This window comes from Halobacillus salinarum, assembly GCF_022919095.1.
Taxonomy (GTDB): Bacteria; Bacillota; Bacilli; order Bacillales; family Halobacillaceae; genus Halobacillus_B; species Halobacillus_B salinarum.
The window spans coordinates 3,716,813-3,730,240 of record NZ_CP095073.1; the positions used below are offsets into that span (position 1 = coordinate 3,716,813).

A 13,428-nucleotide genomic window follows, 5' to 3' on the forward strand; every position below is an offset into this window, starting at 1 on the left:
AGAAAGGGTATAAGAACATTATCTAAGGAGGGATACTTATGAAAAAAATAATGAACGAACCAAATCAAATGGTTGATCAAATGCTTGACGGACTCGTAAAAGCTTACCCGGACCAATTAAAAAGGTTAGAGGATACGACTGTTCTCGTCAGAAAAGAACTTTCCCCTGATAAAGTTGGAATTGTAAGCGGCGGCGGTAGCGGACATGAACCCGCCCATGCAGGTTACATAGGAGAAGGAATGCTCGATGCTGCTGTCAGCGGTGAAGTTTTTACTTCCCCTACTCCTGATCAAGTGTTTGAAGCGATTAAGGCAGTTGATCAAGGGAAAGGTGTTCTGCTTGTCATAAAAAATTATACAGGCGACGTCATGAACTTTGAAATGGCTGCAGAAATGGCTGAAGACGAAGGCATCAACGTGGAATATGTAACGGTAAATGACGACGTGGCGGTGGAAGACAGCACGCATACGACAGGAAGACGCGGTGTGGCAGGAACAATTTTTGTGCACAAAATTGCCGGTGCTGCCGCTGCTTCAGGAGCTTCCCTATCAGAAGTAAAAGAATTAGCTGCCAGGGTAATCCAGCATACACGATCAATTGGTGCTGCATTATATCCCGCAGAAGTGCCCGGTTCAGGTAATCCAGGATTTGAGCTTGGTGACAATGAAATAGAAGTCGGGATTGGAATTCACGGCGAGCCAGGCATGGAAAAAACGGACCTGCCCTCCGCTGATCAGCTCAGCGAAAAACTGCTTGACGAAGTAATGCCTGAACTTGAGTTAAAGCAGGGAGATGAAGTAGCGTTAATGGTTAACGGTATGGGAGCTACTCCGCTGATGGAGCTGTATATTCTAAACAATCATCTGCATGATTTGCTGACAAACAAAGGAATAACGGTCGCAGATACTAAAGTTGGTAATTTTATGACCGCCCTTGAAATGGCCGGGGCTTCCATTACAATTCTAAAATTGGACAACGAGCTTAAAACACAATTGCAAGCACCAAGCAAGACCATTGCTTTCACTATTTAGCAGAGGAGGTCACTGATTATGAAGGCAGAAACCGCAAGAAAATGGATTCATGAATCAGCCAGGCAGATCGAAGCAAACAAAGAACAGTTAACTCAATTAGATCAGACCCTTGGGGATGGTGACCATGGCCTGAATATGGGGCGGGGCTTCCAGGCTGCCGTCGAACAGCTTGATCAGGATACCAGCGATGTAGGAAAAGTGCTTAAAGGCGCCGGCACCTCACTACTCTCAAAAATAGGCGGTGCTTCGGGACCCTTATACGGGACTTTTTTTATGAAACTGGGGGCACATTTGGCCGGTGAAGAGAATCCCGACCTGAAACAGCTTACAGAAGGATTTCGCAGCGCCGTTGACAGTATGAAAAAACGCGGTAAAGCAGAAGCTGGTGAAAAAACAATGATCGATGTCTTTGAGCCCGTCACCGAATTTTTAGAAACTGAAAACGTCTCCAATTTGGACAACCTGAGGGAAAAAGCTGAAGCTTCCCTTGAGGAAGTACAAGGGTTTGAAGCTAAAAAAGGGCGGGCAGCTTATTATAAAGAAAAATCGGTTGGAAAACAGGATGCAGGGGCTCAATCCGCTTATTATATTCTAAGCTCCTTAGTCACAGTATTAAAGGAGGAACAATAGTAATGGAAATGGTCGGTTTAGTTATCGTTTCACACAGTCCCGATATTTCTAAAGGGTTAAAAACCATGCTTTCTGAAGCGCAGCCCGAAGTCACCGTCATTGATGCTGGCGGCACAGATGAAAAAGAAATGGGGACAAGTGCTATAAAAATCCAGCAGGCCATTGAACAAGCAAACAAAGGGAAAGGTGTTGCTGTGCTCGTCGATTTTGGTAGTTCAGTAATGAACGCCGAAATGGCCATTGATATGCTGGATGAGGAGGTTCAGAACCAAGTAAAGATTGCCGACGCTCCTTTAATTGAAGGTGCTTACAGTGCTGTAATGGAAGCTGGATTTGGCAAAGAAGTCCTCGAGGTTGTCAAAGCTGCAGAAAAAGCTAAAAATACGAACAAAATCAACTGAGAAAACCACCCAGCAGGAATCATCCAGTCCTTCCGGCCATGAAAGAATTCAATGAATAAGGGAGTTTATACTATGAAGATGTTTGATGTTACTGCACCCGTATATGAAGGAATGCCGGTATTATCGTGATTGAAGGACTGCGTTTAAAAGACATTTCACCCGGACGATACCAGATGGCAGCTGCACCGCTCAAGCCTGAAGCCGCACCTGCCCGAGTCCTATTATTTGGTGAAGAATAATAATAAGACCACCAGCTTTTTGATGACTGGTGGTCTTTATTAAAATCTTAATTGTCGAGCCAATTCGTATGGAACGAACCTTCTTCATCAATTCGTTGGTACGTATGACCCCCAAAGTAATCACGCTGAGCCTGCAGTAAATTGGCAGGCAGCCTTTCCGAACGATAACTGTCAAAATACGCAAGTGCACTGGACAGTGCCGGAACCGGAATGCCATTCTTGATCGCCATGGAGAGAACTTCCCTAAGAGCCGACTGATAACGATCTGTAATTTCTTTAAAATGCGGATCCAATAAAAGATTGCTTAATTGAGGATCCAGATCGTAAGCGTCTTTAATTTTCTGGAGAAACTGTGCTCTAATAATACAGCCTCCTCGAAAGATCATCGCGATTTTTCCATATTCAAGTTCCCATTGATATTCTTCAGAAGCTGCACGCATCTGCGCAAATCCTTGAGCGTAAGAACAGACTTTGCTTAAATAAAGAGCTTGACGAACGGATTCAATTAAGTCCTCTTTATTGCCAGTAAAATCAGGGATATCAGGACCATTTAAAATCCTGCTTGCTTTTACCCGCTCCTCCTTCATAGCAGAAATAAACCGTGCAAAAACGGACTCCGTAATTATCGGCAGAGGAACTCCCAGCTCAAGAGCATTGACACTGGTCCACTTCCCTGTACCTTTTTGGCCGGCAGTATCAAGGATAACATCAATAAGCGGTTTTCCTGTTTTATCGTCTACTTTAGTAAAGATGTTTGCCGTAATTTCTATTAAATAGCTGTCAAGTTCTCCTTTGTTCCATTCAGTAAACACTTCATGGAGTTCTTCAGGAGACAGGCCCCCTACATACTTTAAAATATAGTAGGCTTCACAAATTAACTGCATGTCCCCATATTCAATTCCATTATGAACCATTTTCACATAATGCCCTGCTCCGTCCGAGCCGATGTAGGTCGTACATGGAATATTGTCTACCTTCGCAGCTATGGATTCAAAAATTGGGCGGACGATTTCATAAGCTTCTTTCTGCCCTCCAGGCATAAGAGACGGACCTTTTAAGGCTCCTTCTTCCCCTCCTGAAACTCCGGTGCCAATAAAATGAATGCCTCTGTTTTCTAAATTTTTATTTCTTTGAACGGTATGTTCATAAAAGGTATTTCCACCGTCAATGAGTACATCGCCTTTGTTTAATAGAGGAACAAGCTCCTCAATTAGATCATCCACAACCGTATGAGGAACCATCAGCCAGATCACTCTCGGAGATTCCAAAGATAAAGCCAGTTCCTTCAAACTGTATACTTCTTGAGCTCCCTTTTCTCCGATACGTTTCACAAACTCAGCGTTAACATCGTAAGCGAATACTTCATTTCCGTTATTCATTAAGTTCTGCCCTAAATTATACCCCATGTTTCCTAAGCCGATTAATCCAATCTTCATAAGTCTTTCTCCTTTATTTCCAAATTCAATTCTTTACCACCAATTAAACCCATCATCGTTGACCAATTGATCGGCAGCCTTTGGCCCCATAGTTCCTGCTTCATAGTATTCTAAAGGAATTAAGTCATTTTCGAAGGCTTCCAATATAGGCTGGATCCATTTCCAGGACAATTCAACTTCATTCCAATGAGCAAAAAAGGTCGGGTCGCCTTTTAATGCATCAAAAATCAAAAGCTCGTAAGCTTCCGGAAGGTGTTTATCCTTAGCTGAGAAGTTGATATGGACAGGCTCAATTTTACCATCTCTCGTTAAACTTTTACTGTTCAGTTGAAGAGTAATACTCTCATTCGGATTAATTTCAATGGTTAACAAATTAGGAGATGTAGACTCCTCTTCGTTGTTATATAGATCTTTCAAAGGGTTTTTAAATTCAATGACAATTCGAGTAGACTTTTGTTCCAAACGTTTGCCTGTCCGTAAATAAAAAGGAACGCCTCTCCAGAAATCATTATCAATGAGCAGTTTAGCCGCTACAAAGGTATCTGTTTTGGAAGTGCTGCTGACTCCATCTTCTTCCGTATAGCCTGCGACAAGCTCGCCGTCCACTTCACCTCGGGTATACTGACCTCTGACTACTTGTTTCTTTAGAGTGGAAGCATTTAAAGGCACTAAAGCATCCATTACTTTTCTTTTTACTTCACGGATATCCTTAGGACTGATTTTCTGAGGTACATGCATCGCAGTCATCATCAGCATTTGCAGCATATGATTTTGCAGCATGTCCCGCACGGCCCCGGCATGTTCATAATAGCCAGCTCGTTTTTCAACTCCAACCGTTTCACTTGCAGTAATCTGCACATTGGAAACATATTGGTTATTCCATAGTGACTGAAGAACAGGATTCGCAAATTCAAGCGTTTCAAGATTCTGTATCATCGGTTTTCCGAGATAATGGTCAATCCTGAAAATTTCTTCTTCATTAAAAGAACGGCTCAGCTTTCTGTTCAGCTGCCGAGCAGTTTCTAAATCATTCCCAAATGGTTTTTCAATGATTAACCTTCTCCATCCTTTTGTACTGCTTAAACCGCTCTCTTTAATATTTGCTGCAATACCTTCGAAAAACTTAGGGGCTACAGATAAGTAAAATAAACGATTTTCGGGCAGCTTTAGTTCCTCTTCCCGCTGCTTAATCAAATCATGCAAGCGGCCAAAATCTTCCAGGTTCGTAATGTTCAATCGGCAATACCGAAGCGCCTCAAGAAAGCTTTGTAATTTTTCTTCATCTATTTCTCGCTTGCAATGGGCCGTTACCGCTTCTCTCACATGAGATTGAAGCCGCTCATTATTCCACTCTCTTCTCCCAAGACCGATAATGGACATGGCCGCTGGTAATGATTGATCCATATATAAATTGAACAAGGCAGGATAAATTTTCCTTTTTGCCAAATCCCCTGTTGCCCCGAACAATACAAATGTCATAGAGTCCAATGTAATTTCCTCCATATTCCTTCATCTTGGTTGTCTCAATTACTTCTCTGTCAATTCGATCAGCGATATTGACTGCTTAAACCATAGTAAAATAAATAACTGCAAATCAAAAGTAAAATGCCTGCCGTTCAACGGGCTCACCATTAGTGTCTCCACCATTTACAACATGATCATATTTTTCATAGAACGGTCAGCTTCAGCTAATGCTGCATAAATGCACTAGTTTAAATCACTAAAGGAGTGATCGCAAGTATCCTTTAAAGCGTTCTGAGCTTATAAAATTGATACAGATTAACGACGATCACTTTTAGTACTGAGTATAAAGGAACGGCAATGACCATGCCAATAAAGCCTTTCAAAGCCCCCGCCACAATCAACAGGAAAATTATCGTCAAAGGATGAACTTTAAGCTTGTTCCCAAGTACGACCGGAGCTACCAGACTTCCTTCAATTTGCTGAACAATCACCATGATGAGAACCACATACAGCCCCATCATAGGATCCTGCATTAAGCCGGCCACTAATGAAGGTATCGTGCCTATTATCGGCCCGAAAAAAGGAATAACAGCTGTTATGACTACAAAAATCGCCAGCAGCAAAGCATAGTCCAACCCAATGATAAGGTAACCGACATATACGAGTATCCCGTCTACTACTGCGATTGTTATTTGGCCGATAATGTAAGCGGAGAGCGTTTCGTCTATCTTTGTTAAAATTTTTCTCCCTTCCCCTTTGTGCTTTTGAGGAATCACCTTTACTAAAAAGGGGATTAAGCGGTGACCATCCTTCAAAAAATAAAAAAGCACGAAAGGTACAATGATGATAACGGTAGTCATTCCCGTTAACGCCGAGAGAATATCAGCTAAATTATTCTCAATCATATTCGTGATCTCACTAAACACTTTTGTAGCTTTCCCGATCAAAGCATCACTCGAAATAATCCCCATATCATTACGTTCAATTTGTTCTTTTGTCTGTTCAGCGGTGGACTTAATCTGATCCGGAATCTTGGATAATTTATAAGCCTGCTGTTCAATCGTATCAGCGAGAAGATTAAACCCGAGATAACCTGCCCCGATAATGGCAGCAAACACGAGCAGAATAGCCACAGCAGGAGGAATGTATTTCTGACTGGACAGTACCCTTACAACCGGACGGAGAATGTAGAATAGAAAACCTGCGATAATGATTGGAAAAAACAGCGTGTTAACAATGGTCTGTATTGGATTAAAGAAATGAAGCTTCTCCAGGAAATAAATGCAAATTAGGATAAGAATTAGACCTGTTATGTATTTAAAAAAAGAGTGTTTCATCCACATATCTTCTTTCCCCCTTCTCAACCTTCACGACTTTCTATAGTCCTTACCCTATTTTTCATTGATTTATCTAATGTTGACGTTATTTCTTTAGCTGGAACCGGATTCAAGCGCACATGTAAGATTTCCTTACATTAATGGAGCATTCGCAGATTTTAAATGTAAGAAAATCTAACATATCAAGTGACATTGATGCGCTCCTGCATTATCATATAGATAATCAAGATGATAATCCTGATTATCCAAGCTTTACTTTAACATAATTGCTTTCAAAAGATGTTTTCTTTGCTGCCCTGCTTTTGTAAATTACTCGTAAAAAGAGGTGTAAGAATGAAAATGAATTATTTACGGTTTTCTGTCGAAAAGATGAAGCAGCATTACATTAACAGACTGGTGGCAGGCGGCGTCCTCCACGAATCGGATGAATCCGCACAATCAATGACACTGACAGAGCTGGAAATTTTAGTGAAAAATATGGACCGAAGCCGATCATCCACCTGCGATACATGTTAGTTTTTATAACAATAAACTGACGGACCGCTTCAAATTTCAGGGAGGTAAGCTTATGTCTTCTTATAAGGATAAAAAAGTGATTTCTATAGGCACCGTAAACGAATTAACCGGATTATCTGTCAGGCAGATCCGTTATTATGAGGAACGAGAATTAATTTTTCCGGAAAGAACAAAAAGAGGGACTCGAAAATATTCCTTTGCTGATATAGAGACACTAATGAAGATAGCTGATAAACGGGAAGAAGGCGTCCAAACTTATGAGATAAAGAGGGATATGGCGAACGACAACAAGGACCATATGATAGAACAGATGCTCCGCGGTCAGTTAAATGCTCATTTCAGGCTTAACAAATAAACGGTAAAAAAGCGCCTTAAGGCGAAAGATTTCAAAATCTTTTTCCTTAAGGCGCTTTCATTATAGTAAAGCCCCTGCTGATTCCAGCCAGGTCTCTGCCATCAGTTCATTCCCCGCCTTGTTCATATGGACTCCATCTACAGTGAGCTTAGATGGCCGTTCATGCAGCAGATGATTAATAAATACTTCATGAACCGGGACTACAAATGCATCATATTCTTCACCCATCTCACGGATTGCCTTTACATAGTCAAGAAGCATTAAATTACCTTTAGAATCGGCTTCTTCCTCAATGATCGTCGGCTCCATAAGAACGATGACTGTTGAAGTTCGTTCCCTGGTTTCAGTCAACAGCTTTCTGTAGATGGTTTTAAAGTCATCAGGACTAACCTGCTCCATCTCCGGAGAATCAAGCTGCCTCCATACATCGTTAATCCCAATAGAAATCGATACGACGTCTGGAGATTCCCGCAATACATCTTCTTCCCAGCGGTCAGCTAAATCCGTAATTCTGTTTCCTCCCACCCCTTTATTCATAATCATGTGGCGCGGGTCTAACTCCTTTGCAATCATTCGTACGTAGCCAGTGCCGATACCTTCAGGATCTTCAAACCTCCCGCTTTCTGTAATACTGTCGCCTATAAACACGATTCTTTTTCCCATGGCTCCTCCTCCTTTAATCGTTGCACTATACTTTCTACTTTTATCATGTAACTCCTTTGTCACCGTTGTAAACTATGAGATAATGTAAATGATTAAAAGGGAGAGAGGTGACGTTATGGACAAATTTTTTTACGGGGACAACCCCAGTCAATTCGGAGAACTCCGGCTGCCAGATACTAAAGGCCCCCACCCTGTTGCTATCGTTATACATGGAGGCTTTTGGCGCCAAGCATTCAGCCTTGAATTAACGAGGGAGATAGCCGAAGACTTAACGAAACATGGCTGGGCGACGTGGAACATTGAATATCGAAGGGTTGGCCAAAAGGAAGCAGGCTGGCCGAATACGTTACTGGATACTGCCAAAGCCTGCGATTACCTTACCCATTTGACCGAAGAATACCAGTTGGACCTTGAGAAAGTAGTAACCATAGGGCATTCAGCAGGAGGGCAGCTCGCATTATGGTTAGCCGGACGTACTAAGCTAAGCAGCGATAGCGAGCTCGCCTACACGCCCAATCCACTCCCCGTTGCCGGAGCCATCAGTCTCGCCGGCGTGATTGATTTAGAATCCATGTATAAGGTCCATCAATACCGGGACGAAACTTTGTCTGCCAGCCCTAATAATCCAACTGCTGAACTGCTTAGCGGTTCTCCCGAAGAAACACCGGAGCGTTACAAAGAGGCTTCTCCGATTGCTCTCGTGCCGCTGAACGTTCCTCAGCTCCTCGTTCACGGAAGTCTTGATGTGAATGTTCCTGTCGGGATCAGCCATAATTATTACCGGGCTTGTGAAGAAGCCGGCGATCCCATCAAATTAATCGAACTCTCTTCAGCAGAGCATTTCATGCTGACGGATACGACATCTGAAGCATGGAAGGTCATTCGCGAAGAAATGGAACTGATGTTGGAATCCTTATCGTAACATCACGAGGTTGGGACATAATTAATAGCAGCTGTTCTAAATTCAAACAATGCTGAAATCTAACACAAAAATTTCATCATCTGGAGATTAGAATAGCTAAAGTACATGTGTCCCAGCCGCCCGCTTTTTTCCAGAAGTGCAGATGATTAATAATAGATCCATTGAATGAGCAACAGAAACAACGCACTATATAAAAGCTGACTCAGGGGGAGGAAATAAGCCCGACGGTTCTCGTGATATTTCCACTCCATATAAGCCTGCAGCCCAAGAATAAGAATGACATATCCTATCCAAAAATAGTATAGAAAACTGCTACGAAAGATAAATTCATTCAAAAAGACAAGCACTAAGAAAAGGATTCCTATGAACACAGTTAACGTTTTATGATGATCGGTCATATATTTCGTCTTCCCCTTAATTCCCACTTTCTTTTTGATGCTCCAGGTAAGAATAAAGAAGAGACTAAAGAATACGACGAGTACTACACCCGCCTTTATCCATGCCCACTTTTCTATTTCAAATAAGTACATAGATTCTCTCCCCTCTTTTTCGTCATCACTTCTACGAGAAATACATGTAATTTTCATCCTGTCATCTTGTTCTGTCTTCCATCATGCCTCATATAATAGGATAACATCTTGGTCCAGCGACTTTTTTTCTTTTTTATTTCTCCCAATAGGGCATTTACTCCTTGTAATTAATCTGAATATTTCGTAAAATCATTCTTAATTTACAATAAAAAATAAGGAAGTGATCGGTTTGCAGATTCAATCATTTAATAAATGGTACGATCTTTGCCCTGTTTGTAACGGTTATGGAAAATATGAGGAATACGATGATAGCAAAGCCAATATGATTGTCGACCATTACCAGCGTATGAACCACGCCAGAGGCACTGAAGCATGGAAACTTGCCGTTGAAGAGACCAGCTACGAAAAAGAGTGTTCCGCTTGCCACGGTAACGGGAACATCCTGAACGATGAAGGAAAACAAATGTATCAGCTTCTTAAACAATACGCTTAATCATGTAAAGAGCCTGCCCCCAAACGGTGACAGGCTCTTTAGCCTTTATCGAACTGATTTATAAATAGAGATCGATGATGTTGCTGTCCTCAGAAAGCATAGGTTCCCAATCACTCCGTTTAATGATAAAACCGCCTTGACGATAACGATTGCCAATCTGCTCTAGTGTAATCTGCTTGCCATTAACTTCAATGGTCTTTACATCTTGTTCGAGATGGTATACAAAAGTTACCGGAAAACCGCTTAACTCAAACTCAAACTCCAGCCCATCTAAATCCTTAGGAAGAACAGGATCAATGATAAGGTCCCCTTTTTCAAATCGAACTCCTAAAACATTTGAAATCAGCTGATTCATGTAAATCCCCGGTCCGCTGGAATAAATCCGCCAGCCTCCTTTAACGGGAACAGCCCCTTCCCTCAGACGGCCAAATTTTTCCTGAGCTTCATAACGTGTATGAAACTTAGCATCTGAACTGCTGAAATAAGTATTGCTCTGCCTCATTTCCGCGTTTGGAACAACTTCTTGAATTTTTACCGGATTAATAATGGAAAGCCCTTGCCATGTTTCTTCACTTTTTCCGAGCTTTGCCATTGCTTCCACGAAACGTATATGGGCATGAACGTATTGAAGACCAATCTCACGCCCGAAATTCGCCGCTTGTTCTGAACGTTTAAAATGAGTGCTGACCCCTCCAGTGTAGTTGGAAGGTTTATTCATCAGACGGACACCATCAGGAAAAGTGAGATGCCGCTTGATCAGCTCATAATGTTTCTCCGCTTCTTCAAGCGAGAACAATTCACTGATCATGCTCCTCTGCATAGGAAGCAGCCGGAAATCAATACTCGTTTCCAAATCTTCCGGATGAAGCATCGGACGGGCTTCTTCTTGATTTTCCATATAAATAAATCCAGGAATAACTTCTCTATTCATGACGTAAGTTCTGTAGTCTTTTTCAATGTTTTCAGCTAGCTCATTCATTGCTTCCGCTGTACCTGCCTCTACATTAACAAGTGCATCTCCTAGTTGTTTTAAGGTCTGGTAAGTAAGGGCAACGGTCCAACTGCTTGCCATAAATTTTTTCAATTGCTGATTCGCAGGCTGCAGCGTATCATCCCAATCTCCGTCACCGTAGGAAGACAAGTACGTATCATGCAGCAAGTGATTCTTAATGTAATCGACCGCTTTTTGGATATGGGCAAGGATTGTTTCCTTTTCTTCGGTTGTTTTCTCCGTTTGTGTGCTCACATAAGCTGTTTCTTCTTTAAGAATGGCGTAATCGCCAGTGGCACGCAAATAATCCCCCACCACTTTAAGCGGCCACACAATAACATCACCGTGACTGTCAAATTGCTGCATTTCATAAGCATCAAACATAAACCATTGCGGCCAATCACCGGTTTCCTTATGCTGATGACTGTACACAGTTCGGATAATATGACGGATTGCATCATAGTTTTGAGTGGCTAAGAAATACTCTGCCGGCCCTTGGCAGACATCCCGCGTTCCCCACGCCGCTCCTCCATATTGCTCCAAACCATGCGGAGAAGAAAAATGCACCAGCATATTATGAGTGTACCACCAGGCTAATGCGTTGAATTTTTCCAAGCCTTCTTCCCCTGCTCCTTGCATTGATAACCGAAATCTTCTCATTACTTGTTTAAAGTATGCCTGATATTGCACTTTTTCCTTTTCAAAATCTAGGACTTGACCTTTATCCAGCATTCCATTCAAAGAACCTTGAATCGTTAACTGCCAGCTGGATGATGCTTCAAGTTCAAGCACGACAAGGGAAGCTTCCCCCGCTTCCACTCCATCAGCAAGGAAGGATTCGTCACTTACTCTCATATCCCCTCCATTTACTTCAAGCTGATAACACAGATCCGGATGGACCGACCGGCTGTCCGCCCCTTCAGAACCCCTGAATACAAGAACGTTATCACGCTGCTCCAATTCGAAGGGAACCTCATATTCGTTCGTGTTCATTGTAAGTTGATTCGTCACGAGATAACGGTAGTTTCTCCCTTTGACAGAATTGACTTCGAGCTGTAATTGAGGCTGGGCCGCTTTTGTAAAATTTGTAATGATAAGGAGGTCGTCCTCTAATTTGTAAAACCACCTGGCATAATTAAATCCCACTTCAAATAAAGATGGCATGGAAAGCAGCCGGTACTGACCATCACGCTCGATGTAAATCCTCTGCCCGGAGGTTTTCATAATATTCAATGGATTCCTGGCATTGCTCATCATCTTATTCATATTTGAGTTCCCTACAACGACCTGGGAATTAAACACTCCGTACATATAACAAGTCGTTGCAAACGTCCCTTCAGGATCGCTGTCATGGTAGCCGTTTAACAGGATATGGCCGTGCGGACGTTCCACTTTCTCTTCTTTCTTTTTCAAAACCACATGTTCATAGTCCGGCTTAAAAAAAGAATATACGTCTCCTGACAAAGTTTCTTCCAGCTGCCTTTCCGGGAAATACTGGTCAATTTCATCCGAAGTTAACTCCAGGCTTTGCACAGGCTGTCCGATCTCCGGTTTGATTGAAACATCCGGTACAATCCGCCCTTCCTCGCGAGGTTTCTTACAGACAATCTCCCAAGCCTCTTCGATTTGCCGCGAGAACTCTGGTTCTGTAACGGCGTCTGGATGATCTTCTCGATACAAGCCGTAAAAAACGACCTGCTGCTTTCCGTTTAATTGAATTTGTTCAGATTGTAAAGCGGAATAAGCAAATTCATATTGATAGTTTTGAGCAGCGAGGTGAGGTTCTGACAACGCCTCTGGACGATTCGTTGTTTTATAAGAAAGACCAAAGAATTGGAAGCCATCTGTTGAATAGCCGGACGCCTTTTGCAGGCACCCCTGCTGAAGATAAGGAAATTTTTCCGCTTGGGGCTGATTTTGTCTTGTACAGATGACATAACCTTTCTGTTCATCTTCAAAAACCGCGTGATCTAAATACTGGGAAACATAAGCCTCGTTAGCACGGATGGCTCCTTCCTCAGCTAATCCTAAATCCTGCCCGTAAACTAAATCAATCTTCTTCCCACTGCCCTCCACATTCACTTCCCAAAACCAGACAGCCCGATCCGACAGGTGAAAAACCACTTCATAATCGATATTTTGAACTTTCCCTTCCCATTTCACGTGGTCTTCAGCCATTTTAAGTGTGCTGTTTGACTGAATTCCCAGCAATGGAACAGCTGTAATCTGCTCATTTTCAAAGATTCGCAGATATAAATTATTTAAGGACCCATCAATCGGATTGCTCAATAATTGGTTTATCATAATTGTATGATGCTTGATTTGTAAAAGATCTCCGCTCTTTAGAAAATCAAACGAAAGATCTCCCGCCTGCAGGCGATAATTGGTACTTTTCGTTATCATCACAACATCTCTCCAGT

General features: G+C 42.3%; 13 protein-coding genes and 1 pseudogene. 8 read left to right on the plus strand and 6 right to left on the minus strand.

Annotated elements, in window-relative coordinates:
- Positions 1-38: 38 nt before the first annotated feature.
- The 4 genes and pseudogenes from dhaK to MUN89_RS19280 form a co-directional block, all read left to right on the plus strand.
- Complete coding sequence (gene dhaK, locus MUN89_RS19265) at positions 39-1,031, plus strand: dihydroxyacetone kinase subunit DhaK (RefSeq protein WP_244709577.1); 993 nt, start codon at positions 39-41, stop codon at positions 1,029-1,031.
- An 18-nt stretch (positions 1,032-1,049) separates the two neighbouring features.
- A complete protein-coding gene (gene dhaL / locus MUN89_RS19270; RefSeq protein WP_244709579.1) occupies positions 1,050-1,661 on the plus strand; it encodes a dihydroxyacetone kinase subunit DhaL in 612 nt (203 codons plus the stop codon).
- Between the two features lie 2 nt (positions 1,662-1,663).
- Positions 1,664-2,062, plus strand: a complete 399-nt coding sequence (gene dhaM / locus MUN89_RS19275; protein WP_244709580.1) for a dihydroxyacetone kinase phosphoryl donor subunit DhaM — start codon at positions 1,664-1,666, stop codon at positions 2,060-2,062.
- A 113-nt stretch (positions 2,063-2,175) separates the two neighbouring features.
- Positions 2,176-2,301 (plus strand): annotated as a pseudogene (locus MUN89_RS19280) (cyclase family protein); the annotation flags it as partial.
- Between the two features lie 47 nt (positions 2,302-2,348).
- On the opposite strand, the gene gndA reads toward MUN89_RS19280, so the two are convergent.
- The 3 genes from gndA to MUN89_RS19295 form a co-directional block, all read right to left on the minus strand.
- Positions 2,349-3,737: an NADP-dependent phosphogluconate dehydrogenase gene (gndA, locus tag MUN89_RS19285; protein WP_244709582.1), complete on the minus strand. Its 1,389-nt coding sequence runs from the start codon at positions 3,735-3,737 to the stop codon at positions 2,349-2,351.
- A gap of 33 nt (positions 3,738-3,770) precedes the next feature.
- The gene (zwf, locus tag MUN89_RS19290; protein WP_244709584.1) at positions 3,771-5,225 is read right to left on the minus strand and encodes a glucose-6-phosphate dehydrogenase; all 1,455 of its coding nucleotides are present in this window, start codon (positions 5,223-5,225) and stop codon (positions 3,771-3,773) included.
- Between the two features lie 257 nt (positions 5,226-5,482).
- Positions 5,483-6,544, minus strand: coding sequence for an AI-2E family transporter (locus MUN89_RS19295; protein WP_244709586.1), 1,062 nt, complete (start codon positions 6,542-6,544; stop codon positions 5,483-5,485).
- A 327-nt stretch (positions 6,545-6,871) separates the two neighbouring features.
- Here MUN89_RS19295 and MUN89_RS19300 point away from each other — a divergent pair, with 327 nt between their 5' ends.
- Together MUN89_RS19300 and MUN89_RS19305 are read left to right on the plus strand one after the other, a co-directional pair.
- Positions 6,872-7,054, plus strand: a complete 183-nt coding sequence (locus tag MUN89_RS19300) for a Fur-regulated basic protein FbpA (protein WP_244709588.1) — start codon at positions 6,872-6,874, stop codon at positions 7,052-7,054.
- 52 nt (positions 7,055-7,106) lie between these two features.
- A complete protein-coding gene (locus tag MUN89_RS19305) occupies positions 7,107-7,409 on the plus strand; it encodes a MerR family transcriptional regulator (protein WP_244709589.1) in 303 nt (100 codons plus the stop codon).
- A 60-nt stretch (positions 7,410-7,469) separates the two neighbouring features.
- Here the strand turns inward: MUN89_RS19305 and MUN89_RS19310 are convergent, their stop codons facing one another.
- Positions 7,470-8,072: an SGNH/GDSL hydrolase family protein gene (locus MUN89_RS19310; RefSeq protein WP_244709591.1), complete on the minus strand. Its 603-nt coding sequence runs from the start codon at positions 8,070-8,072 to the stop codon at positions 7,470-7,472.
- A gap of 115 nt (positions 8,073-8,187) precedes the next feature.
- Here MUN89_RS19310 and MUN89_RS19315 point away from each other — a divergent pair, with 115 nt between their 5' ends.
- Positions 8,188-8,994 (plus strand): alpha/beta hydrolase family protein, encoded by an 807-nt coding sequence (locus MUN89_RS19315; RefSeq protein ID WP_244709593.1) that lies wholly within the window; start codon positions 8,188-8,190, stop codon positions 8,992-8,994.
- A gap of 146 nt (positions 8,995-9,140) precedes the next feature.
- On the opposite strand, the gene MUN89_RS19320 is transcribed toward MUN89_RS19315, so the two are convergent.
- Positions 9,141-9,524: a DUF4181 domain-containing protein gene (locus MUN89_RS19320; protein ID WP_244709595.1), complete on the minus strand. Its 384-nt coding sequence runs from the start codon at positions 9,522-9,524 to the stop codon at positions 9,141-9,143.
- Positions 9,525-9,744: 220 nt separating this feature from the next.
- Here MUN89_RS19320 and MUN89_RS19325 point away from each other — a divergent pair, with 220 nt between their 5' ends.
- A complete protein-coding gene (locus MUN89_RS19325) occupies positions 9,745-10,017 on the plus strand; it encodes a hypothetical protein (RefSeq protein WP_244709597.1) in 273 nt (90 codons plus the stop codon).
- 58 nt (positions 10,018-10,075) lie between these two features.
- Here MUN89_RS19325 and MUN89_RS19330 read toward each other — a convergent pair whose 3' ends face one another.
- Positions 10,076-13,411, minus strand: a complete 3,336-nt coding sequence (locus tag MUN89_RS19330) for a GH36-type glycosyl hydrolase domain-containing protein (protein WP_244709599.1) — start codon at positions 13,409-13,411, stop codon at positions 10,076-10,078.
- Positions 13,412-13,428: the final 17 nt, after the last annotated feature.

Excerpts from the sequence above, each read along its gene's own strand:
- dhaK (WP_244709577.1), top strand. The coding sequence starts at position 39 with ATGAAAAAAATAATGAACGAACCAAATCAAATGGTTGATCAAATGCTT.
- dhaL (WP_244709579.1), top strand. The coding sequence starts at position 1,050 with ATGAAGGCAGAAACCGCAAGAAAATGGATTCATGAATCAGCCAGGCAG.
- dhaM (WP_244709580.1), top strand. The coding sequence starts at position 1,664 with ATGGAAATGGTCGGTTTAGTTATCGTTTCACACAGTCCCGATATTTCT.
- gndA (WP_244709582.1), bottom strand. The coding sequence starts at position 3,737 with ATGAAGATTGGATTAATCGGCTTAGGAAACATGGGGTATAATTTAGGG.
- MUN89_RS19295 (WP_244709586.1), bottom strand. The coding sequence starts at position 6,544 with ATGTGGATGAAACACTCTTTTTTTAAATACATAACAGGTCTAATTCTT.
- MUN89_RS19300 (WP_244709588.1), top strand. The coding sequence starts at position 6,872 with ATGAAAATGAATTATTTACGGTTTTCTGTCGAAAAGATGAAGCAGCAT.
- MUN89_RS19305 (WP_244709589.1), top strand. The coding sequence starts at position 7,107 with ATGTCTTCTTATAAGGATAAAAAAGTGATTTCTATAGGCACCGTAAAC.
- MUN89_RS19310 (WP_244709591.1), bottom strand. The coding sequence starts at position 8,072 with ATGGGAAAAAGAATCGTGTTTATAGGCGACAGTATTACAGAAAGCGGG.
- MUN89_RS19315 (WP_244709593.1), top strand. The coding sequence starts at position 8,188 with ATGGACAAATTTTTTTACGGGGACAACCCCAGTCAATTCGGAGAACTC.
- MUN89_RS19320 (WP_244709595.1), bottom strand. The coding sequence starts at position 9,524 with ATGTACTTATTTGAAATAGAAAAGTGGGCATGGATAAAGGCGGGTGTA.
- MUN89_RS19330 (WP_244709599.1), bottom strand. The coding sequence starts at position 13,411 with ATGATAACGAAAAGTACCAATTATCGCCTGCAGGCGGGAGATCTTTCG.